This is a genomic window from Paraburkholderia piptadeniae (assembly GCF_900007165.1).
GTDB classification, from domain to species: Bacteria; Pseudomonadota; Gammaproteobacteria; order Burkholderiales; family Burkholderiaceae; genus Paraburkholderia; species Paraburkholderia piptadeniae.
The window spans coordinates 69,054-89,518 of record NZ_CYGY02000009.1; the positions used below are offsets into that span (position 1 = coordinate 69,054).

Sequence of the window (20,465 nt, forward strand, 5' to 3'; positions counted from 1 at the left end):
CTGTTTCGCCTCCCCCCGGTGCGTGCTCCCATCAATATGACCGATCAAAATCGGGCGAGCGCGTCTTCAGTTCCACATCGTCTGTTTGATCCGGTTCTTTGACCACAGGGTCTGACCTAGCTGCATGAATACCCAAGAGGCGAAGATCGTCCTCGAGACTGCCTTGATCTGCGCGCAGGAGCCGTTGAAGATCGGCGATTTGCGTAAGCTCTTTGCCGACGGCGTGTCGGCAGACACGGTTCGCACGTTGCTTGAAGACCTGAAGCAGGACTGGTCCGGACGCGGTGTCGAACTCGTCGGACTCGCTTCCGGTTGGCGTTTCCAGAGCAAGCCCGCGATGCGCACGTTTCTCGACCGCCTGCATCCCGAGAAGCCGCCGAAGTATTCGCGCGCGGTGCTCGAAACGCTCGCGATCATCGCGTACCGGCAGCCCGTCACGCGTGGCGATATCGAAGAGATTCGCGGCGTGACCGTGAACACGCAGGTCGTCAAGCAGCTCGAAGACCGCGGCTGGATCGAAGTGATCGGCCATCGCGACGTGCCGGGGCGCCCGGCACTGTATGCGACGACGCGTTCGTTTCTCGACGACCTCGGCCTGAAGTCGCTCGAAGAGCTGCCGCCGCTCGACGATCCGTCGGCGCAGTCGAACATGGATCTGCTCGCGCAGCACGCGATCGAATTCGCAGACGGCGAAACGGGCGAAGAGAGCGTTGCAGCGGATATGGGCGACGTCGATGGCACGGCTCATGCTGCATCGGAAGCAGCGGAACCCGCCGGTCTCGCGGAAGCCGACGCTCAAGCGGAGCAGGCCGGCGAGCAATCGGAGCCTGCGGAAGAAGCGCAAGCAATGCACGGCACAACGCAAGATGCACAAGACGCCGCGCCCGACGACGCTAAAAGCAACATTGGGCAAACGGATGTGTTGCGGCCCGCTGAACAGCACGGCGCCGCACAGGCGGCGCATGAAATGGAGCCGGCTCACCGGGCCGGATCTGCCGCGCAGTCGGAAGACCAACACGAAGACACGCGCGAATCGCATAACGAGACCGGGCACGCGCTGCGCGCCAATCCGGCCGGAACAGACCAGACTCACGCGGTGCATGACGATCTGCACGATCGCCGCGACACCGCTCAGGACGCAGGCGAACTGACCGACGACGAAGCCGAGTCGCGCAGCGCTTGACGTAACCATACCTTTTAACGCGCCCGCAACGGGCGCGCGACCAGACATTTTGAGGTTGTTTTGACAGACATCCACGACACCGATTCGCCCGAATCCGAGCGCGCCGTTGCCGCCGCGCGCCCCGACGAGACGCGTACGGCGCAAGCATCGGCCACCGACAGCGAGCGGCCCGCGCAATCGCACGACGCCGAAGGCGAAGAGCGTCCGCGCCGCGGCCTGCGCCGTGGTCCGCGTAGCCTGATCGCGCGTCGCCGCGCCGGCACGAAGGCGAAGACGGCCGAGGCGAAGACGGGCGAAGCCGCCGACGCGCAGCCGGCGCCCATCGCGGCGGAAGCGCCGCCCGACGGCGAAGTCGTCGCGCGGGTGCGCATGCCGCGCAAGGACGCGGGCGCGAAGGGACAAGGCGGCCAGGGCGGACGCCGCGCGGGCGGCAAGCAGGGTGGGCAGCAAGGCGGCCACCAGGGCGGCCAGCGCAAGAATCGCGGCGGCAGCGTTGCGGCGCCCGCGGCAGCCGATGGTGAGAAGCAGGACGATCTGTTCGCGTACGTGACGTCGCCGGCGTTCGATGCGGACAACTCCACGACGGGCGGCGTGCGCGCGCCGATGCTGCGTCGTGGCCGCGCCGCTGCGCCCAAGCGCGTGCTGGCGCCGGACGACGACGCACCGAAGCTGCACAAGGTGCTCGCGGAAGCGGGCATGGGCTCGCGCCGCGAGATGGAAGAGCTGATCGTCGCGGGCCGCGTGTCGGTGAACGGCGAGCCGGCGCACATCGGCCAGCGCATCATGCCGACCGATCTCGTGCGCATCAATGGCAAGCCCGTCAAGCGCAAGCTGCAGAACAAGCCGCCGCGCGTGCTGCTGTATCACAAGCCGACGGGCGAGATCGTCAGTCACGCCGATCCGGAAGGCCGTCCGTCCGTGTTCGACAAGCTGCCGCCGATGAAGACGGCAAAGTGGCTCGCCGTCGGCCGTCTGGACTTCAATACGGAAGGCCTGTTGATGCTCACCACGTCGGGCGATCTGGCCAACCGCTTCATGCATCCGCGCTACAGCGTCGAGCGTGAATACGCGGTGCGCGTGGTCGGCGAGCTGACGGAAGGCAACCGGCAAAAGCTGTTGCACGGCGTCGAACTGGACGACGGTCCGGCGAACTTCCTGCGTATCCGCGATGGCGGCGGCGAAGGCACGAATCACTGGTATCACGTCGCGCTCGCCGAAGGGCGCAACCGCGAAGTGCGCCGCATGTTCGAGGCCGTCGGCCTGATGGTCAGCCGGCTGATCCGCACGCGTCACGGCCCGATCCTGCTGCCGCGCGGTCTCAAGCGTGGCCGCTGGGAAGAGCTCGAGGACAATCAGGTGCGCAGCCTGTTGGCGTCGGTTGGTCTGAAGGCGCCGACCGAAGAGAAAGGCGGCGGCCGCCGCAACGAGCAGGAGCGTCGTCAGCCTGATCCGATGCAGACGTCGATGGGCTTCATCAGCCGCGAGCCCGTGCTGATGTCGCATGGTCGCTTCGACCAGCAGCCGCCGCGCGGCGGGCAGGGTCGCCGCGGCAAGGCGCCGGGCACGTTCGGCGCGTTGAATTCCGGCTTGGGCGGATTCGGCAACACGAACGGCAATCGCGAAGGGCGTGGCCGAGGCCGTGATGTCGACGGCAATCGCGCGCCGTCGGGCAACCACGCGGCAGCGGGCGGCAATGCGAAGCGTGGGGGCGGCGGCAATCGCACGCCGAACGGTAATCGTGCGAACAGCGGCAATCGCGCTGGCGGCAACCCGAACGCCGGGGGCAACCGCAGCGGCGGCGCTCCGCGCAACCGTTCGCGCGGACGTTGATGGTTCAGTCGCTGCGGACGGTCTCCGGTTCCAGCCGAGCCGTCTGCGGCGATGCTGTGATTGCGCCGTGTTTGTGTCTGGATGCACCTCCACCGTTTGCAGCACTTTCAAGTCGTTTCAAGCGCGGCCGCAAGCCTGCGCGAACCGCACGAAAAGGCCCGGCTTTAACCCTTGATTGCGGCGAAATCAGCCGCAAGTGCGGTTGGTGAGCCCGCAGGCGGTTTGCGTTTGTCCTGAAAAATGGCTACAATCGCAAAGTCACTGGGCGTGCGGTTTCATGTGCGGCTCAGGTGCGACCACCGGCAATAAGATGATGGGCGTTTCGCCCATTTTTTTTTGCCGCTCAGTTCTTACGTGGGTCGGCATCTCGGGTAGCACGAACGTGCGCCGGCTTGGCGCGCAGCCCGCGGGTGTATCGCAAAGGCTTGCAGCGCGAACATCTTAAAGGGCAGCACTGTGCAACTGACGGAACTGATTGAAACCACGGTCGTGGGCCTCGGCTACGAGCTCGTCGATCTCGAGCGCACCGGGCGCGGCATGCTGTGCGTGTATATCGACCAGCCCGCGGGCATCGCGATCGAAGACTGCGAAAAAGTTACCCGTCAGCTCCAGCACGTTCTGACGGTCGAAAATATCGATTACGAGCGGCTTGAAGTATCGTCGCCGGGTCTCGACCGCCCGCTGAAGAAACTGGCGGACTTCGAACGCTTCGCGGGCAGCGAGGCGGTCATCACATTGAAAAAACCATTGGACGGACGGAAATCGTACCGGGGCATCCTGCATGCACCCGAAGGCGAAACGATCGGTCTGGAATTTGAAGGGAAGGAAGGCGCCGCGATGCTGGATTTCACGCTCGCGGATATCGACAAGGCACGCCTCGTTCCGAAAGTTGACTTTAGGAGCCGCAAACAATGAGTCGCGAAGTGTTGATGCTGGTGGATGCGCTGGCACGCGAAAAAAATGTCGACAAGGACGTGGTTTTTGCCGCGCTCGAGGCAGCGCTCGCGTCTGCATCCAAGAAACTCTTCGACGAGGACGCGGATATCCGCGTCCATATCGACCGTGAAAGCGGCGAGCACGAGACGTTCCGCCGCTGGAAGGTCGTGCCGGATGAAGCGGGCCTGCAGGAGCCGGATCAGGAAATCCTGTTGTTCGAAGCGCGCGAGCAGAAGGCCGACGCGCAGATCGACGACTTCCTGGAAGAGCCCGTTCCGTCGATCGAATTCGGCCGTATCGGCGCGCAGGCCGCCAAGCAGGTGATCCTGCAGAAGGTGCGCGACGCGGAACGCGAGCAGATCTTGAACGACTTCCTCGAGCGCGGCGAAAACATCATGACGGGCACCGTCAAGCGTCTCGACAAGGGCAACTTCATCGTCGAATCGGGCCGCGTCGAAGCGCTGTTGCGCCGCGACCAGCTGATTCCGAAGGAAAACCTGCGCGTCGGCGACCGCGTTCGCGCCTATATCGCGAAGGTCGACCGCACTGCGCGCGGCCCGCAGATCGAACTGTCGCGCACGGCGCCCGAGTTCCTGATGAAGCTCTTCGAAATGGAAGTGCCGGAAATCGAGCAGGGCCTCCTGGAGATCAAGGCGGCGGCACGCGATCCCGGCGTGCGCGCGAAGATCGGTGTCGTCGCTTATGACAAGCGCATCGATCCCATCGGCACCTGCGTCGGCATTCGCGGTTCGCGCGTGCAGGCCGTGCGCAACGAGCTCGGTGGCGAAAACGTCGACATCGTGCTATGGTCGGAAGATCCGGCCCAGTTTGTGATCGGCGCGCTCGCGCCGGCAGCCGTCCAGTCGATCGTCGTCGATGAAGAAAAGCATTCGATGGACGTCGTCGTCGACGAGAACGAACTGGCCGTCGCTATCGGCCGCAGCGGCCAGAACGTGCGTCTTGCCAGCGAGCTCACCGGCTGGCAGATCAACATCATGACGCCGGACGAGTCTGCGCAAAAGCAGAACCAGGAACGCGGCGTACTGCGCGACCTGTTTATGGCTCGTCTCGATGTCGACGAAGAAGTCGCCGACATCCTGATCGACGAAGGTTTCACGAGTCTCGAAGAGATTGCGTACGTGCCGCTCAACGAGATGCTCGAAATCGAAGCATTCGACGAAGACACGGTTCACGAACTGCGTAATCGCGCTCGTGACGCACTGCTGACGATGGCGATTGCGAATGAGGAAAAGGTCGAAGGCGTTGCGCTCGACCTGAAGAGCCTGGAAGGCATGGATGCCGACCTGCTCGCGAAGCTGGCTGAACATCAGATCCAGACGCGCGACGAACTGGCAGAACTGGCTGTCGACGAGCTGGTCGAGATGACGGGGATGAATGAGGACGCCGCGAAGGCGTTGATCATGAAGGCCCGTGAACACTGGTTTCAATGAGATCCACGACCATGAACCACTGATCTGATCGCGGCCGCAAGGCTGCATGACCCGATGCTAACCGCAAGGAATCGGTCCTTGCACTAAGAGGAATGAATGGCGAGTAACAACGTAGCCCAATTTGCCGCGGAACTGAAAATGCCTGCAGGCGTGCTGCTCGAGCAGCTGCAGGCGGCGGGCGTCCAGAAAGCGAGTGAAGACGATGCTTTGTCCGAGACGGACAAGGCGCGTCTGCTCGACCACTTGCGCAGGTCGCACGGCTCGAACGATGCTGACAAGCGCAAGATCACGCTGACGCGCCGGCATACGTCGGAAATCAAGCAGTCCGACGCCACGGGTAAAGCTCGCACCATTCAGGTCGAAGTGCGCAAGAAGCGCACGTTCGTCCGCCGCGATGAAGCGGCCGAACAGGCGGAAGTAGCGGGCAACGGTCAGGAAGCGGAAGATCTCGAACTGCAGCGTCGCGAGGAAGAAGCGCGTCATGCGGCGGAGCTGCTCGAAAAGCAGGCGCTGGAGCTGAAGGAGCGCCAGGAGCGCCTCGCGCGCGAAGAAGCCGAGCGCCAGGAACGCGAACAGGCGGCCGAGGCGGAGCGTCGCCGCGCCGAAGAGGAATCGGCGAAGAAGCGCGCAGCGGCCATGGCCGAAGCGGCGGCTCGCGAGCAGGCCGAGCAGGAGCGCGCATCGCAGGACGAAGAGCGCGCGGCGGCGGAACGCGCTGCGCAGCGCGAAGCGGCGAAGAAGGCCGAAGACGCTGCACGCGAGCAGGCCGAGAAGGCACGCCTCGAACAGGAAGAAATCGCGAAGCGCCGCGCGGCGGCTGAAGCCGAAGCACGCGCGATCCGCGAAATGATGAGCACGCCGCGCAAGGCGCAGGTGAAGGCGCCGGAACCGGCACCGAAGCCCGCCGAGCCGGCCAAGCCCGCCGAAGCGAAGGGCACGCTGCACAAGCCGGCGCGTCCGGCTGGTGAAACGTCGGCACGCCCCGCAGCGAAGAAGCCGGCGCCCGCAGCAGCGGCGCAACCGGTGGCGACTGCGCAGCCGGCGGGTCCCGGCGGCGACAAGAAGAAGGCGGGCGGCAAGGGCGGCACCTGGCAGGACGACGCTGCGAAGCGTCGCGGCATCAAGACGCGCGGCGACACCAGTGGCGGCGTCGATCGCGGCTGGCGTGGTGGCCCGAAGGGCCGTGGCAAGCATCAGGAAGCCACGACCTTCCAGGCGCCGACCGAGCCGATCGTGCGTGAAGTGCACGTGCCGGAAACCATTACGGTTGCCGACCTTGCTCACAAGATGTCGGTGAAGGCTTCGGAAGTCATCAAGGTGATGATGAAGCTCGGCCAGATGGTCACGATCAACCAGATGCTGGACCAGGAAACGGCGATGATCGTCGTCGAGGAACTGGGCCACCATGCCGTCGCGGCGAAGCTGGATGATCCGGAAGCGATGCTGATCGAAGGCGAGGTCTCGGACGCGCCGCAACTGCCGCGTCCACCCGTCGTCACGGTCATGGGTCACGTCGACCACGGCAAGACCTCGCTGCTCGACTACATCCGTCGCGCGAAGGTCGCGGCGGGCGAAGCGGGCGGCATTACGCAGCACATCGGCGCATATCACGTCGAAACGCCGCGCGGCGTCATCACGTTCCTCGATACGCCGGGTCACGAAGCGTTCACGGCAATGCGTGCGCGCGGTGCGAAGGCAACCGACATCGTGATTCTCGTCGTTGCAGCCGATGACGGCGTGATGCCGCAGACGAAGGAAGCGATCTCGCACGCGAAAGCGGGCGGCGTGCCCCTCGTCGTCGCGATCAACAAGATCGACAAGCCGGAAGCGAATCCGGAACGCGTGAAGCAGGAACTCGTCGCGGAAGGCGTGGTGCCGGAAGAATACGGCGGCGATTCGCCGTTCGTCCCGGTGTCGGCGAAGACGGGCGCGGGCATCGACGATCTGCTCGAAAACGTGCTGCTGCAAGCCGAAGTGCTGGAACTGAAGGCACCCGTCGAAGCACCGGCGAAGGGCCTCGTGATCGAAGCGAAGCTCGACAAGGGTAAGGGTCCGGTTGCAACGATCCTCGTCCAGTCGGGTACGCTCAATCGCGGCGACGTCGTGCTGGCAGGCAGCGCCTACGGCCGCGTGCGCGCGATGCTCGACGAAACCAGCAAGCCGACCAAGACGGCGGGTCCGTCGATCCCGGTGGAAATCCAGGGTCTGTCGGAAGTGCCGGCGGCGGGCGAAGAAGTCATCGTCATGCCGGACGACCGCAAGGCTCGCGAAATCGCGCTGTTCCGTCAGGGCAAGTTCCGCGATGTGAAGCTCGCGAAGCAGCAGGCCGCGAAGCTCGAAAACATGCTCGAGCAGATGGGCGAAGGCGAAGTGCAGCATCTGCCTCTTATCGTCAAGGCCGACGTGCAGGGTTCGCAGGAAGCACTGGTGCAGGCGCTGCTCAAGCTGTCGACGGACGAAGTGCGCGTGCAGATCGTGCACAGCGCGGTCGGCGGCATCAGCGAGTCGGACGTCAACCTGGCGACGGCGTCGAAGGCGGTCATCATCGGCTTCAACACCCGCGCGGACGCCCAGGCTCGCAAGCTGGCGGAGACCAACGGCATCGACATCCGTTACTACAACATCATCTACGACGCAGTGGATGAGGTGAAGGCGGCGATGTCGGGCATGCTGGCCCCGGAGAAGCGCGAAGTCGTCACGGGCATGGTCGAAGTCCGTCAGGTCTTCAAGGTGCCGAAGGTCGGCACGGTGGCGGGCTGTATGGTCACGGACGGTTTCGTCAAGCGGACGTCGTCGGTGCGCGTGCTGCGCAACAACGTCGTGGTCCACACGGGCGAGCTCGATTCGCTCAAGCGCTTCAAGGACGATGTCAAGGAAGTGCGCCAGGGCTTCGAATGCGGTATGTCGGTGAAGAACTTCAACGACATCCAGGAAGGCGATCAGTTCGAAGTCTTCGAAGTCACAGAAGTCGCGCGTACGCTGTAATTCAGGCGTCGAGCGCATGAGGGGCGGGGCGGGCGCTAGAGCCCAATCCCGCCCCTTTGTTTTTGCATCGAGTTGTGTTGTTGTGTTTGCGTTGGAGTCCGTGGCTCGTTGCCGCCGAATGCGCGAACACATTGCCACCGGATTACGGATTCACCATGCCTAAGAAACGTACTTCTCCCAACCGCAACGTGCAGATCGCCGATCAGATTCAGCGCGATCTGTCCGAACTGATTCGCGAGGTCAAAGACCCGCGCATCGGTATCGTCACTTTTCAGAGCGTCGAGCTGACGCCGGATTATGCGCACGCGAAGGTCTACTTCACGACGCTGACGGGCGATCCGCTGCAGACGCAGGACGCGCTCAATCACGCGGCCGGTCATCTGCACAACCTGTTGTTCAAGCGCCTGCACATCCACACAGTGCCGACGCTGCATTTCCACTACGACAAGACGATCGAGCGCGCGGTGGAGATGTCGCGTCTGATCGACGAGGCGAACGCCACGCGCGCGAAAGACGACTGATCGAAGGTCGAGGCACGCGCGCATATGACTCAGAATCCACGCCCCAAGGTGCCGCGCCGCGCGCTCGATGGCGTGTTGCTGCTCGACAAGCCAGTGGGTTTGTCGAGCAACGACGCGCTGATTCGCGCGAAGCGTCTGTATCTCGCGAAGAAGGCGGGACACACGGGCACGCTCGACCCGCTCGCATCCGGGCTCCTGCCGCTCTGTTTCGGCGAAGCGACGAAGTTTTCGCAAGACCTGCTCGACGCGGACAAGACCTACGAAGCGACCATGCGCTTAGGCATACGCACGACGACGGGCGATGCGGAAGGCGAAGCGATCGAAACGCGCGACGTAGCGTGCGACCTGCCCGCCGTCGAACGGGCGCTCGCGCAATTTCGCGGCGGCATCGTGCAGGTGCCGCCGATGTATTCGGCGCTCAAGCGCGACGGCAAGCCGCTGTACGAGTACGCGCGCGCCGGGCAGACGGTCGAGCGCGAAGGGCGTCAGGTGACGATCCATGCGCTGGAACTCGTCGCGTGCGCGCTGCCCGACGTGACGTTTCGCGTGACGTGCAGCAAGGGCACCTATGTGCGCACGCTGGCCGAGGACATCGGCGAGGCGCTCGGCTGCGGCGCGCATCTGGTGATGCTGCGGCGTACGGGCGTCGGCGCGCTGACGCTCGAGCATTCGGTCCCGCTCGACGCGCTGTCCGGCGCGACAGAGAGCGAGCGCGACGCGTGGCTGCAGCCTGTCGACGCGTTGCTGTCGACGTTCCCGTCCGTGCGGCTCGATGCGGAAGCGACACGTCGTTTCATGCACGGCCAGCGCTTGCGGCTTGCCGATCTTTCCGTGGGCGACGATGTGCTGCAAGCCGCCCGCACGCGCGTTTATGCGAGCGAAGGCAAATTGCTTGGCGTGGCGAGAGTGGGCGAGGGCGTGCTTGCGCCCGAACGCCTGATCGTGACGGCGTGACGACCTGACGGCAGCAAGACCCGCTACCAGACAATCTGCGCAAGAAGCAAAAAAGGCGGACCGCAATCGAGCGGCTCCGCTTTTTTCTTGCCGACCAATGCCGCGACGAATCGAGGCATCAGTCGGCCAACAGCAGAATCAATGCGCCGCTGAAGCCGCCGCGCTCGCATCGCCGCTCGCCGCGCGTTCGGGACGCGTGACCCAGATCAGCGCGATCAGCGCGACGAAAATTCCCGCCGATACATAGAACAGGTCGTTCACACCGAGTTGCGCGGCCTGCTGTGTCGTCATCGAGTTGAAGAGTCCGTACGCTTGCGCCTGGTTCAGCCCGACGCCGCCCATCTGCGTGATCGACTGGTCGAACACGGGGTTGTACGCGTTCGCGCGCTCGGTCAGTTGAGCGTGATGCAGGATCGAGCGATGGTCCCACGCAGTTTCGAAGATCGACGTGCCGATGCCGCCGCACATGATCCGCACAAAGTTCGACAGGCCCGAAGCCGCTGGAATCCGGTGGCCCGGCAAACCGGACAGCGTGATCGACACGAGCGGGATGAAGAAGCCAGCCATGCCGATGCCTTGAATGAGCGTCGGCAGCATCAGCGAGTAGGTGTCGACGCCCGTCGTGTAGCGCGAGCGCATCCAGAAGCACAGCGCGAACACGAGGAACGACGCCGTCGAGATATAACGCGGATCGGTGCGCGGCAGGATCTTGCCCGTCATCGGCGAGAGCAGGACTGCGAACAAGCCGACGGGCGCCATCACGAGACCGGCGTCCGTCGCCGTGTAGCCGATGTCGGTTTGCAGCCAGAGCGGCAGCAGCACCAGATTGCCGAAGTACAAACCATAGCCGATCGCCAGCGCCACCGTGCCGCCCGTGAAATTGCGCAGCTTGAAGAGCGACAGGTCGACGACGGGATGCTTGTCCGTCAGCTCCCACACGATAAAGAACGCCAGCGCGATCAGCGCGGTGAGCGCCAGCACGACGATCGTCGTCGACGAGAACCAGTCGAGGTCCTTGCCTTTGTCGAGCATGACCTGCAGTGAGCCGACCCACGTGATCAGCAGCACGAGGCCGACGATATCGATCGGCGCTTTCTTGATGACGGAATCGCGGTTGCGGAAGATCGCCCACGTCGCGGCGGCGGCGATGATGCCGACGGGGATGTTCACGTAGAAAATCCACGGCCACGAGATGTTGTCCGAGATCCAGCCGCCGAGAATCGGACCGGCGACGGGCGCGATCAGCGTCGTCATCGCCCACATCGAGAGCGCCATCGGCGCCTTCGCGCGCGGATAGCTCGCGAGCAGCAGCGTCTGCGACAGCGGAATCATCGGACCGGCGACCGCGCCCTGCAGCACGCGCGACGCGAGCAGGAAGGGTAAATTCGGCGAGAGGCCGCACATCCACGACGAGATCACGAACAGCACGATCGACGCCATGAAGAGCCGCACCTGACCGAGGCGGTCGGTGAGCCAGCCGGTCAGCGGCACGGAGATCGCGTTCGCGACCGCGAACGACGTGATCACCCACGTGCCCTGATCGGCCGACACGCCGAGGTCGCCGGAAATCGACGGAATCGAGACGTTCGCGATCGACGTGTCCAGCACATTCATGAAAACGGCGAGCGACACCGCGATGGTGCCGATCACCAGTTGCGCGCCCTCGAGCGGCGGATGAAGGGCGTGCGCTTGAGCCTGAGCCATCTATTGTTCGAACCTTGTTGAATGCCGACGGACGCCGTTCACATCAGCTTCGGCGTGGCCTTCGCGCCGGATGCCGCTTTCTGCGGCACGCCGGCGTTCGGACCTGCGTTTTCCGAAATGATGCGTGCGATTTCCGTGTCGGCTTCGTCGCCGTACTTGTCGAAGACGTTGGTCTGATAGACGGTGTTCTGCGCGCTGCCGAGCTCGCCGCCCGTATCGTCCTTGATGCTCACGTCAACCTGCATCGACAGGCCGATGCGCAGCGGATGCTTTTCGAGCTCCTGCGGATCGATCGCGATACGCACGGGCAGACGCTGCACGACCTTGATCCAGTTACCCGTCGCGTTCTGCGCGGGCAGCAGCGAGAACGCCGAGCCCGTGCCCGCCGAGAAGCCGACCACCTTGCCGTGATACTTGACCGACGAGCCGTACACATCCGCCGTCAGTTCGACGGGCTGGCCGATGCGCATGTGCTTCAACTGCACTTCCTTGAAGTTCGCGTCGACCCACACGGCGTTGAGCGGCACGATCGCCATGAGCGGATTGCCCGGCGACACACGCTGGCCCACCTGCACCGAGCGCTTCGCGACATAGCCCGTGACGGGCGCGGGCAGCGTGTTGCGCGCGTTGTTCAGATAGGCATCGCGGACCTTGGCGGCCGCGGCCTGCACGTTCGGGTGACTCGCGATCGTCGTGTTGGCCGTCAGCGCGCGGTTGGACGCGAGCTGCTGCTGCGAGGCGTCCAGTGCGGCTTGCGCGCTCTTGACGGCATCGCGCGCGTGCGAGATTTCTTCCTGCGACACCGCGCCCGTTTGCGCGACGGTCATACGGCGCTTCAAGTCGTCCTGGGCACGCGACAGATCGGCCTGACGAACGGCGACTTGCGCCTGGTATTGGCTGTCGTCGGCGTAGAGGCCGCGCACCTGGCGAACGACCTGGCCGAGATTCGCTTCCGCCGATTGCAGCGCGATCCGCGAATCGGCGGGATCGAGCACGACGAGCGGGTCGCCGGACTTGACGGTCTGGGTGTCGTCCGCGTTCACGGCGATCACTGTGCCCGTGACCTGCGGCGTGATCTGCACGACGTTGCCGTTCACGTACGCGTCGTCGGTGTCCTCGTGAAAGCGCGCGACGAGGAAGTAGTAGAGACCGTACGCGATCGCGGCAATCAGGATCACGATGACGAGCAGCGTCATCATGCGCTTGCGTTTGCCGTTGCTGGCCGGCTGCGCGTTAGCGGGTTGTTGGGGCGTGCTCATGAATAGGCTCCGGATTCTGTCAGTCTGTATCGTTTATTCGGATCGCAATGTGCTGTGCGTGTGCTTGCTCGCTTGGCGCGCTCAGTTCGCAGCATGGGCCGTCGATGCCGCAGCCGCCGACGCGGGTGCATCCGTCGGGACGACGAGGCCCGTCTGCGTGGCGTCGAAGCCGCCGCCGAGCGCCTTGATCAGCGCGATCTGCAAGTCGCGCCGGCGCATCTTCAGGTTCGTCACCGTCTGCTCCGCGGCGAGGCGGTTCTCGTCGGCGTTCAGCACCTGCAGTTGCGGCGACAATCCTGCCTTGTAGCGGATCACGGCGAGTTCGTACGCTTTCGTCGAGGCGTCCAGCGCGCGTTGCGCATCGCCTTGCTGGCGGTCGATCGAACGGATCGACGAAATCTGCGTGGCCACGTCGGACAGTGCGTTGATCAGCGTCTGGTTGTAGTTCGCGACGTCGAGATCGAAGTCGGCGTAGCGGCCCTTCAGTTGCGAGCGCAGCGCGCCGGCGTCGAAGATGGGCAGATGGATCGCGGGGCCGAACTGGATCTGACGGCTCGATGACGTCAGGAAGCGGCTCCAGCCGAACGCATCGAAGCCGAACGCGGCGGCGAGATTCACGTCGGGGAAGAACTCGGCCTTCGCTTCCTTCACGTCGTGCATCGCGGCTTCGACCTGCCAGCGCGCGGCGACGATGTCGGGGCGACGCGAAACGAGATCGGCGGGCACGTTGTCGGGCAGCGTGACGGCGCCGCCCGGATTGAACACGGGCTTGGCGATCTGCAGGCCGCGGTCCGGGCCCTTGCCGAGCAGCGCGCCGAGCTGGTAGCGCGTGGTCGTGATCTGGCCGTCGAGTTCGGTCAGGTTCGACTGGCTGGTCGCGATGTTGCCGTTCGCCGTCTGACGTTCGACGTTCGTATCGAGACCGGCGGCGACGCGGCCATTCGTGATCGAGCCAACCGTCTGGCGGTTCTTGATCTCGCGCTCGGCGATGTCGCGCAGCGCGTACAGCTGCGCGAGCGAGTTGTACGTGCGCGCGACGGACGCGGCGAGCGTCACGCGTGCCTGCTGCATGTCCGCTTCGGTTGCCTTTTCCTGCGACACGGCCTGGCCGAGCCGCTCACGATTCTTACCCCAGAGGTCGAGATCCCAGGAGGCGCTCGCGAGCACATTGTTTTCGCTGTACCACGTCCCGCCGAAAGGCGGCGGGAAGAGGGCATTTGCCGAATAAAGCTCACGGGTCCACGAGTAGCTGCCTTCGACCTTCGGATACAGCGCCGATTTCGACGATTCGATATAGGACGATGCCTTCGCGATCCGCGCCTGCGCCTGCGCGATCGACGGACTGCCTTCGAGTGCTTCCGCGATCAGCTGAGACAGCTGCGGATCGCCGAACTGATTCGCCCAGTCGAACGTCGGCCACTGGCCGCCTTCGGACGGCAGGCTCTGCGAGGCCTCGAACTGCGAGCTGGGCGCGATCTGCTTGTCGTCCTTCAGATCGAAGTAGTTCGCGCAGCCGGCCAGGGCCAGCGCCGCGACGGCAGCGACAGCCGCCCGGTACGACGATGCGTGCGCCCGCCTGGACAGGAATTTCATCGCTGAACTCTTTGCGTGTAATGGCATTTTTTCTTTAATGGACGGTGCAACTATTTTCTTACGATTTGCTATCGACATTGCTTGCCGAGTCACGGTTTTCGCCGAGTAATTCGCAGCTGTTTGCTAGGACACGTCTCAAAAGACTCTTGAGGAATCCTGTTTCCTCCGGCGTGAAACCGGATAGCAGCTTCTCCGTCACGCCTGTGAAGACAGCCGGCATGCGCGCGGCGATTGCGTGGCCTTCGCCCGTCAGCGCCAGCCGGACGACGCGCCGGTCCTCGTCGCTGCGCACCCGCGTAAGCAGCCCGCGTTTTTCGAGGCGATCGACAAGGCGCGTGACCGCGCTCGCGTCGATGCCGTACTCGCGCGCCAGTTCGGCCGCGAGCAGGCATTTGCCGCTCGCGACCATGAACAGCACGCTGGCCTGCTGACTGGTGATACCGAGTTCGGCCATCGTGCGTTGCGTCACGAGGTTCGACATCGCCGATTTCACGCGCGAAATCAGATAGCCGACGCTTTCGCCTAATTGGTATTCGCTGACCTCGGGCGATGGCGTGTTGGACGGTTCGGTCATGATTCTCGTGCGACTGCAATGGTTGACTATGCACGATTGTAGAATCGATTAATTGACGCGGCAAGCGTTATTACAGCTTAGGCAAGGATCTATCTCATGCCGGGTGAAAGCCGGGAGAAAGCTTGTCCGGCGCGGCGGGCGGGCAGGGCGCGCGCGTCGCGTTATCGAGACAATGGGGCACGCCATCGGGGAATACCAGAAACGCGTCATGCGCGCGTGCTATAATTTTTGGCTCCCAAAAGTGCGCTTTGGGCTTGGCGAGGTAGCTGGGCAGGTGGCGCACTCCACTCGTATCAAGCGTCTCCAGGTTCCTATGTCCCGCGCTCTCCGCAACATCGCCATCATTGCTCACGTCGACCACGGCAAGACCACGCTCGTCGACCAGCTGCTCCGCCAGTCCGGCACCTTCCGCGAAAACCAGCAGATCGCGGAACGCGTGATGGACTCGAACGACATCGAAAAAGAGCGCGGCATCACGATTCTCGCCAAGAACTGCGCAGTCGAATACGAAGGCACGCACATCAATATCGTCGACACCCCGGGCCACGCCGACTTCGGCGGCGAAGTGGAGCGCGTGCTGTCGATGGTCGACTCGGTGCTGCTGCTCGTCGACGCCGTCGAAGGCCCGATGCCGCAAACCCGTTTCGTCACGAAGAAGGCGCTCGCGCTGGGCCTCAAGCCGATCGTCGTGGTCAACAAGATCGACCGCCCGGGCGCGCGCATCGACTGGGTGATCAACCAGACGTTCGAGCTGTTCGACAAGCTCGGCGCGACGGAAGAGCAGCTCGACTTCCCGGTCGTATACGCGTCGGGCCTGAACGGCTACGCCGGCCTCGATCCGAGCGTGCGCGACGGCGACATGCGCCCGCTGTTCGAAGCGATTCTCGAGCATGTGCCCGTGCGTCCGGCCGATCCGGACGGCCCGCTGCAGCTGCAGATCACGTCGCTCGACTACTCGACGTACGTCGGCCGTATCGGCGTGGGCCGCATCACGCGCGGCCGCATCAGGCCGGGCCAGCAGGTGGCGCTGCGCTTCGGTCCGGAAGGCGAGAGCCTGAACCGCAAGATCAACCAGGTGCTGTCGTTCAAGGGCCTGGAGCGCGTCCAGGTCGATGAGGCGCAAGCGGGCGACATCGTGCTGATCAACGGCATCGAAGACGTCGGCATCGGCGCGACGATCTGCGCGCCCGACAATCCCGAAGCGCTGCCGATGATCACCGTCGACGAACCGACGCTGACAATGAACTTCCTCGTCAACTCGTCGCCGCTCGCGGGCAAGGAAGGCAAGTTCGTCACGAGCCGCCAGATCCGCGATCGCCTGATGAAGGAGCTGAACCACAACGTCGCGCTGCGCGTGAAGGACACGGGCGACGAAACGGTGTTCGAAGTGTCGGGCCGCGGCGAACTGCACCTCACGATCCTGGTCGAGAACATGCGCCGCGAAGGGTATGAGCTGGCCGTGTCGCGTCCGCGCGTGGTGCTGCAGGAAGTCGACGGCGTGAAGCACGAGCCGTACGAACTGCTGACGGTCGACGTCGAAGACGCGCACCAGGGCGGCGTTATGGAAGAACTGGGTCGCCGCAAGGGCGAAATGCTGGACATGGCGTCGGACGGCCGCGGCCGCACGCGTCTCGAATACCGCATTCCGGCACGTGGCCTGATCGGCTTCCAGGGCGAATTCATGACGCTCACGCGCGGCACGGGCCTGATGAGCCACGTGTTCGACGAGTACCTGCCGCTGAAGGAAGGGTCGCTCGGCGAGCGTCGCAACGGCGTGCTGATCTCGCAGGACGACGGCGCGGCTGTTGCCTACGCGCTGTGGAAGCTGCAGGATCGCGGCCGCATGTTCGTGAAGCCGGGCGATGCGCTGTACGAAGGCATGATCATCGGCATTCACAGCCGCGACAACGACCTCGTCGTGAACCCGATCAAGGGCAAGCAGCTGACCAACGTGCGCGCGTCGGGCACCGACGAAGCCGTGCGTCTCGTTCCGCCGATCCAGATGTCGCTGGAATACGCGGTCGAATTCATCGACGACGACGAACTCGTCGAAGTGACGCCGCAAAGCATCCGTCTGCGCAAGCGTCACCTGAAGGAGCACGAGCGTCGCCGCGCGAGCCGCGAAGCAACAGCCAGCTAAGGTCGCGTGCCTGTGCGGGCATGTGTTTCATGCGTCAGTAAAAAGCCGCCTTCGGGCGGCTTTTTACATTGCGCGTGGCACCTCGTCGGACGGTGTTCGAATATGCGCCTAGAATATTCTTGCGCAGTGCGGCAAAGACTGTTGCGAAAGCATAAAACTTGCCGCAAAGCCCCGTGGGACGGGGATTTCAATTGGGAGCTGTCCTATATCAACCATTGGTTATGTGATATGCTCCGGCGAATGCAAGTTTTAGGTCCTTCCAAGCAAGACTTGATTCGCGCAATCCGCTAAACGGTCAGGCCGTGTCGCGGAAGGTTCAGTAACCCGCTATTTCTCGAGAAGCTCGAAGAAAGGTGAGCGTAAAATGATGAAGCAATTCCAGTCGAACTCGTATCTGTTCGGCGGCAATGCTCCGTACGTAGAAGAGTTGTACGAAGCATATCTCGACAATCCCGCGTCAGTGCCCGAGACCTGGCGCAACTATTTCGACGCATTGCAGAACGTCCCTGCATCGGATGGCACCGCGGCCAACGATGTGGCCCACGGCCCGATCGTCGAATCGTTTGCTCAACGCGCGAAGGCCAATGCGTTCCTTCCGCGAGTCGCCGGCGAAGACCTCACGACCGCGCGAAAGCAGGTTTATGTGCAGTCCCTCATCGGCGCATATCGCTTCCTCGGCTCGCAATGGGCCAACCTCGATCCTCTGAAGCGCCGCGAACGTCCGAACATTCCCGAGCTCGAACCCGCGTTCTACGACTTCACCGAAGCCGACATGGATCAGGTGTTCAACACGAACAACCTGTACTTCGGTTTTGAGCAGGCTTCGCTGCGCGACATCGTCAAGGCGTTGCGCGACACGTACTGCGGCACGATCGGCGCCGAGTACATGTACCTGAGCGATCCGGAGCAGAAGCGCTGGTGGAAGGAGAAGCTCGAGTCGATCCGCTCGACGCCGAACTTCTCGAACGACAAGAAGAAGCACATCCTGAACCGTCTGACGGCGTCGGAAGGCCTCGAGCGCTTCCTGCACACCAAGTACGTCGGTCAGAAGCGCTTCTCGCTGGAAGGCGGCGAAAGCTTTATCGCGTCGATGGACGAAGTCGTGCATCACGCAGGCAAGAACGGCGTGCAGGAAATCGTCATCGGCATGGCGCACCGCGGCCGTCTGAACGTGCTGGTCAACACGCTGGGCAAGATGCCCGCCGACCTCTTCGCCGAATTCGAAGGCAAGCACGTCGACGACCTGCCGGCAGGCGACGTGAAGTACCACAAGGGCTTCTCGTCGGATATCGCCACGGAAGGCGGCCCGGTTCACCTGTCGCTCGCGTTCAACCCGTCGCACCTCGAAATCGTGAACCCGGTAGTCGAGGGCTCGGCGAAGGCCCGCATGGACCGCCGCGGCGACGAGCAGGGCCTGCAGGTGCTGCCCGTGCAGATTCACGGCGACGCCGCCTTCGCGGGCCAAGGCGTCGTGATGGAAACGCTGAACCTCGCGCAAACGCGCGGCTACGGCACGCACGGCACGCTGCACATCGTCATCAACAACCAGATTGGCTTCACGACGTCCGACCCGCGTGACGCGCGTTCGACGCTGTATTGCTCGGACGTCGTCAAGATGATCGAGGCGCCCGTTCTGCACGTGAACGGCGACGATCCGGAAGCCGTCGTGCTGGCGACGCAGCTGGCCATCGACTTCCGGATGCAGTTCCACAAGGATGTCGTGCTCGACATCATCTGCTTCCGCAAGCTGGGCCACAACGAGCAGGACACGCCGGCTGTCACGCAGCCGCTGATGTACAAGACGATCGCGAAGCACCCGGGCACCCGTGCGCTGTACGCCGAAAAGCTGGTGCAGCAGGGCGTCATCACCGCCACCGAAGGCGATGAGTTCGTCAAGGCTTACCGCAAGGCAATGGACGAAGGCCACCACACGGTCGACCCCGTCCTGTCGAACTACAAGAGCAAGTACGCGGTCGACTGGGTGCCGTTCCTGAACCGCAAGTGGACGGATGCCGCCGACACGGCTGTGCCGCTCGCCGAGCTGAAGCGTCTGGCCGAGCGCATCACGACGGTTCCGGAAGGCTTCAAGCTGCACCCGCTCGTCGAGCGTGTGATCAACGATCGCCGCGCGATGGGCCGTGGCGAGGCGTCCCTCGACTGGGGCATGGGCGAGCATCTGGCATTCGCATCGCTGGTCGCATCGGGCTACGCCGTGCGCCTGACGGGCCAGGACTCGGGCCGCGGCACGTTCACGCACCGTCACGCGGTGCTGCACGACCAGAACCGCGAGCGCTGGGACGGCGGCACGTACGTTCCGCTGCAGAACATCGCTGAAAACCAGGCGAAGTTCTCGGTGATCGACTCGGTGCTGTCGGAAGAAGCCGTGCTCGGCTTCGAATACGGCTACTCGACGGCGGAACCGAATACGTTCGTCGCATGGGAAGCGCAGTTCGGCGACTTCGTCAACGGCGCGCAGGTCGTGATCGACCAGTTCATCTCGTCGGGCGAAGTGAAGTGGGGCCGCGTGTCGGGCCTGACGATGCTGCTGCCGCACGGCTACGAAGGCCAGGGTCCGGAGCACTCGTCGGCGCGTATCGAGCGCTTCCTGCAACTGTGCGCAGACCACAACATGCAGGTCGCCCAGCCGACCACGCCGGCGCAGATCTTCCATCTGCTGCGCCGTCAGATGATCCGTCTGTTCCGCAAGCCGCTCATCGTCTTCACGCCGAAGTCGCTGCTGCGTCACAAGGAAGCCGTGTCGGATCTGTCGGAACTGGCGAAGGGCTCGTTTCAGCCGGTGCTCGGCGAAACGGACGCGTCGATCGATGCGAAGAAGGTCAAGCGCGTGCTGGTCTGCTCGGGCCGCGTGTACTACGACCTCGTCGCGCATCGCCGCGAAGCGAAGGCACAGGACGTCGCGATCTTCCGTATCGAACAGCTCTATCCGTTCGCGCACAAGCAGTTCGAAGCGGAACTGAAGAAGTACGACAACGCAACCGAAGTGGTGTGGGTGCAGGACGAGCCGCAGAATCAGGGCCCGTGGTTCTACATCGAGCATCACCTGCGCGAAGGCATGAAGGAAGGACAGAAGCTCGCGTACAGCGGCCGTCCCGCTTCGGCCTCGCCGGCTGTCGGCTACTACGCGAAGCACTACGAGCAGCAGAAGGCGCTGGTCGAAGGCGCGTTTGGCCGCCTGAAAGGCGCGTCCATCGTTAAATAACCAACGAGAGCGAACCGGGAAAGCGCTGAGCGCTTTCCCGCCCCGCGTCTGAAACACCCATGTAAGCGCGATAGCACGCGCACCAATCAGACGCGGCTCGCACAAGGTTCGTTGT

13 protein-coding genes are annotated in these 20,465 nt (G+C 63.8%); 9 read left to right on the forward strand and 4 right to left on the reverse strand.

The window, feature by feature from the left end; genetic code table 11:
* Positions 1 to 124 precede the first annotated feature (124 nt).
* The 7 genes from scpB to truB all read left to right on the forward strand — a co-directional run bounded on the left by scpB (position 125) and on the right by truB (position 9,860).
* A complete protein-coding gene (gene scpB / locus BN2476_RS03305) occupies positions 125 to 1,183 on the forward strand; it encodes an SMC-Scp complex subunit ScpB (protein WP_087732729.1) in 1,059 nt (352 codons plus the stop codon).
* Positions 1,184 to 1,243: 60 nt separating this feature from the next.
* Positions 1,244 to 3,013 (forward strand): 23S rRNA pseudouridine(2605) synthase RluB, encoded by a 1,770-nt coding sequence (rluB, locus tag BN2476_RS03310; RefSeq protein WP_087732730.1) that lies wholly within the window; start codon positions 1,244 to 1,246, stop codon positions 3,011 to 3,013.
* Positions 3,014 to 3,469: 456 nt separating this feature from the next.
* Complete coding sequence (gene rimP / locus BN2476_RS03315; RefSeq protein WP_054926524.1) at positions 3,470 to 3,928, forward strand: ribosome maturation factor RimP; 459 nt, start codon at positions 3,470 to 3,472, stop codon at positions 3,926 to 3,928.
* Complete coding sequence (nusA, locus tag BN2476_RS03320) at positions 3,925 to 5,400, forward strand: transcription termination factor NusA (RefSeq protein ID WP_087732731.1); 1,476 nt, start codon at positions 3,925 to 3,927, stop codon at positions 5,398 to 5,400. Before rimP ends, nusA begins: the two co-directional genes overlap by 4 nt.
* 96 nt (positions 5,401 to 5,496) lie before the next feature.
* Positions 5,497 to 8,385 (forward strand): translation initiation factor IF-2, encoded by a 2,889-nt coding sequence (infB, locus tag BN2476_RS03325; RefSeq protein WP_087732732.1) that lies wholly within the window; start codon positions 5,497 to 5,499, stop codon positions 8,383 to 8,385.
* Positions 8,386 to 8,540: 155 nt separating this feature from the next.
* Positions 8,541 to 8,906: a 30S ribosome-binding factor RbfA gene (gene rbfA, locus BN2476_RS03330; protein ID WP_087732733.1), complete on the forward strand. Its 366-nt coding sequence runs from the start codon at positions 8,541 to 8,543 to the stop codon at positions 8,904 to 8,906.
* A 24-nt stretch (positions 8,907 to 8,930) separates the two neighbouring features.
* Complete coding sequence (gene truB, locus BN2476_RS03335; protein WP_087732734.1) at positions 8,931 to 9,860, forward strand: tRNA pseudouridine(55) synthase TruB; 930 nt, start codon at positions 8,931 to 8,933, stop codon at positions 9,858 to 9,860.
* Between the two features lie 138 nt (positions 9,861 to 9,998).
* Here the strand turns inward: truB and BN2476_RS03340 are convergent, their stop codons facing one another.
* The 4 genes from BN2476_RS03340 to BN2476_RS03355 form a co-directional block, all read right to left on the reverse strand.
* Positions 9,999 to 11,564 (reverse strand): DHA2 family efflux MFS transporter permease subunit, encoded by a 1,566-nt coding sequence (locus BN2476_RS03340; protein ID WP_087732735.1) that lies wholly within the window; start codon positions 11,562 to 11,564, stop codon positions 9,999 to 10,001.
* A gap of 38 nt (positions 11,565 to 11,602) precedes the next feature.
* Positions 11,603 to 12,823, reverse strand: a complete 1,221-nt coding sequence (locus BN2476_RS03345; protein ID WP_087732736.1) for an EmrA/EmrK family multidrug efflux transporter periplasmic adaptor subunit — start codon at positions 12,821 to 12,823, stop codon at positions 11,603 to 11,605.
* An 81-nt stretch (positions 12,824 to 12,904) separates the two neighbouring features.
* Positions 12,905 to 14,416, reverse strand: a complete 1,512-nt coding sequence (locus BN2476_RS03350) for an efflux transporter outer membrane subunit (protein WP_087732737.1) — start codon at positions 14,414 to 14,416, stop codon at positions 12,905 to 12,907.
* 58 nt (positions 14,417 to 14,474) lie between these two features.
* Positions 14,475 to 14,990, reverse strand: coding sequence for a MarR family winged helix-turn-helix transcriptional regulator (locus BN2476_RS03355; RefSeq protein WP_087732738.1), 516 nt, complete (start codon positions 14,988 to 14,990; stop codon positions 14,475 to 14,477).
* 313 nt (positions 14,991 to 15,303) lie between these two features.
* Here BN2476_RS03355 and typA point away from each other — a divergent pair, with 313 nt between their 5' ends.
* Together typA and BN2476_RS03365 are read left to right on the forward strand one after the other, a co-directional pair.
* On the forward strand, positions 15,304 to 17,130 hold the full coding sequence (gene typA, locus BN2476_RS03360) for a translational GTPase TypA (RefSeq protein WP_087732739.1): 1,827 nt from the start codon (positions 15,304 to 15,306) through the stop codon (positions 17,128 to 17,130).
* A 364-nt stretch (positions 17,131 to 17,494) separates the two neighbouring features.
* A complete protein-coding gene (locus BN2476_RS03365) occupies positions 17,495 to 20,350 on the forward strand; it encodes a 2-oxoglutarate dehydrogenase E1 component (RefSeq protein WP_087732740.1) in 2,856 nt (951 codons plus the stop codon).
* Positions 20,351 to 20,465: the final 115 nt, after the last annotated feature.

Bases quoted from the DNA above. Each gene is read 5' to 3' on its own strand.
- scpB (WP_087732729.1), top strand. From the start codon at position 125: ATGAATACCCAAGAGGCGAAGATCGTCCTCGAGACTGCCTTGATCTGC.
- nusA (WP_087732731.1), top strand. From the start codon at position 3,925: ATGAGTCGCGAAGTGTTGATGCTGGTGGATGCGCTGGCACGCGAAAAA.
- infB (WP_087732732.1), top strand. From the start codon at position 5,497: ATGGCGAGTAACAACGTAGCCCAATTTGCCGCGGAACTGAAAATGCCT.
- rbfA (WP_087732733.1), top strand. From the start codon at position 8,541: ATGCCTAAGAAACGTACTTCTCCCAACCGCAACGTGCAGATCGCCGAT.
- truB (WP_087732734.1), top strand. From the start codon at position 8,931: ATGACTCAGAATCCACGCCCCAAGGTGCCGCGCCGCGCGCTCGATGGC.
- BN2476_RS03340 (WP_087732735.1), bottom strand. From the start codon at position 11,564: ATGGCTCAGGCTCAAGCGCACGCCCTTCATCCGCCGCTCGAGGGCGCG.
- BN2476_RS03345 (WP_087732736.1), bottom strand. From the start codon at position 12,823: ATGAGCACGCCCCAACAACCCGCTAACGCGCAGCCGGCCAGCAACGGC.
- BN2476_RS03350 (WP_087732737.1), bottom strand. From the start codon at position 14,416: ATGAAATTCCTGTCCAGGCGGGCGCACGCATCGTCGTACCGGGCGGCT.
- BN2476_RS03355 (WP_087732738.1), bottom strand. From the start codon at position 14,990: ATGACCGAACCGTCCAACACGCCATCGCCCGAGGTCAGCGAATACCAA.
- typA (WP_087732739.1), top strand. From the start codon at position 15,304: ATGTCCCGCGCTCTCCGCAACATCGCCATCATTGCTCACGTCGACCAC.
- BN2476_RS03365 (WP_087732740.1), top strand. From the start codon at position 17,495: ATGATGAAGCAATTCCAGTCGAACTCGTATCTGTTCGGCGGCAATGCT.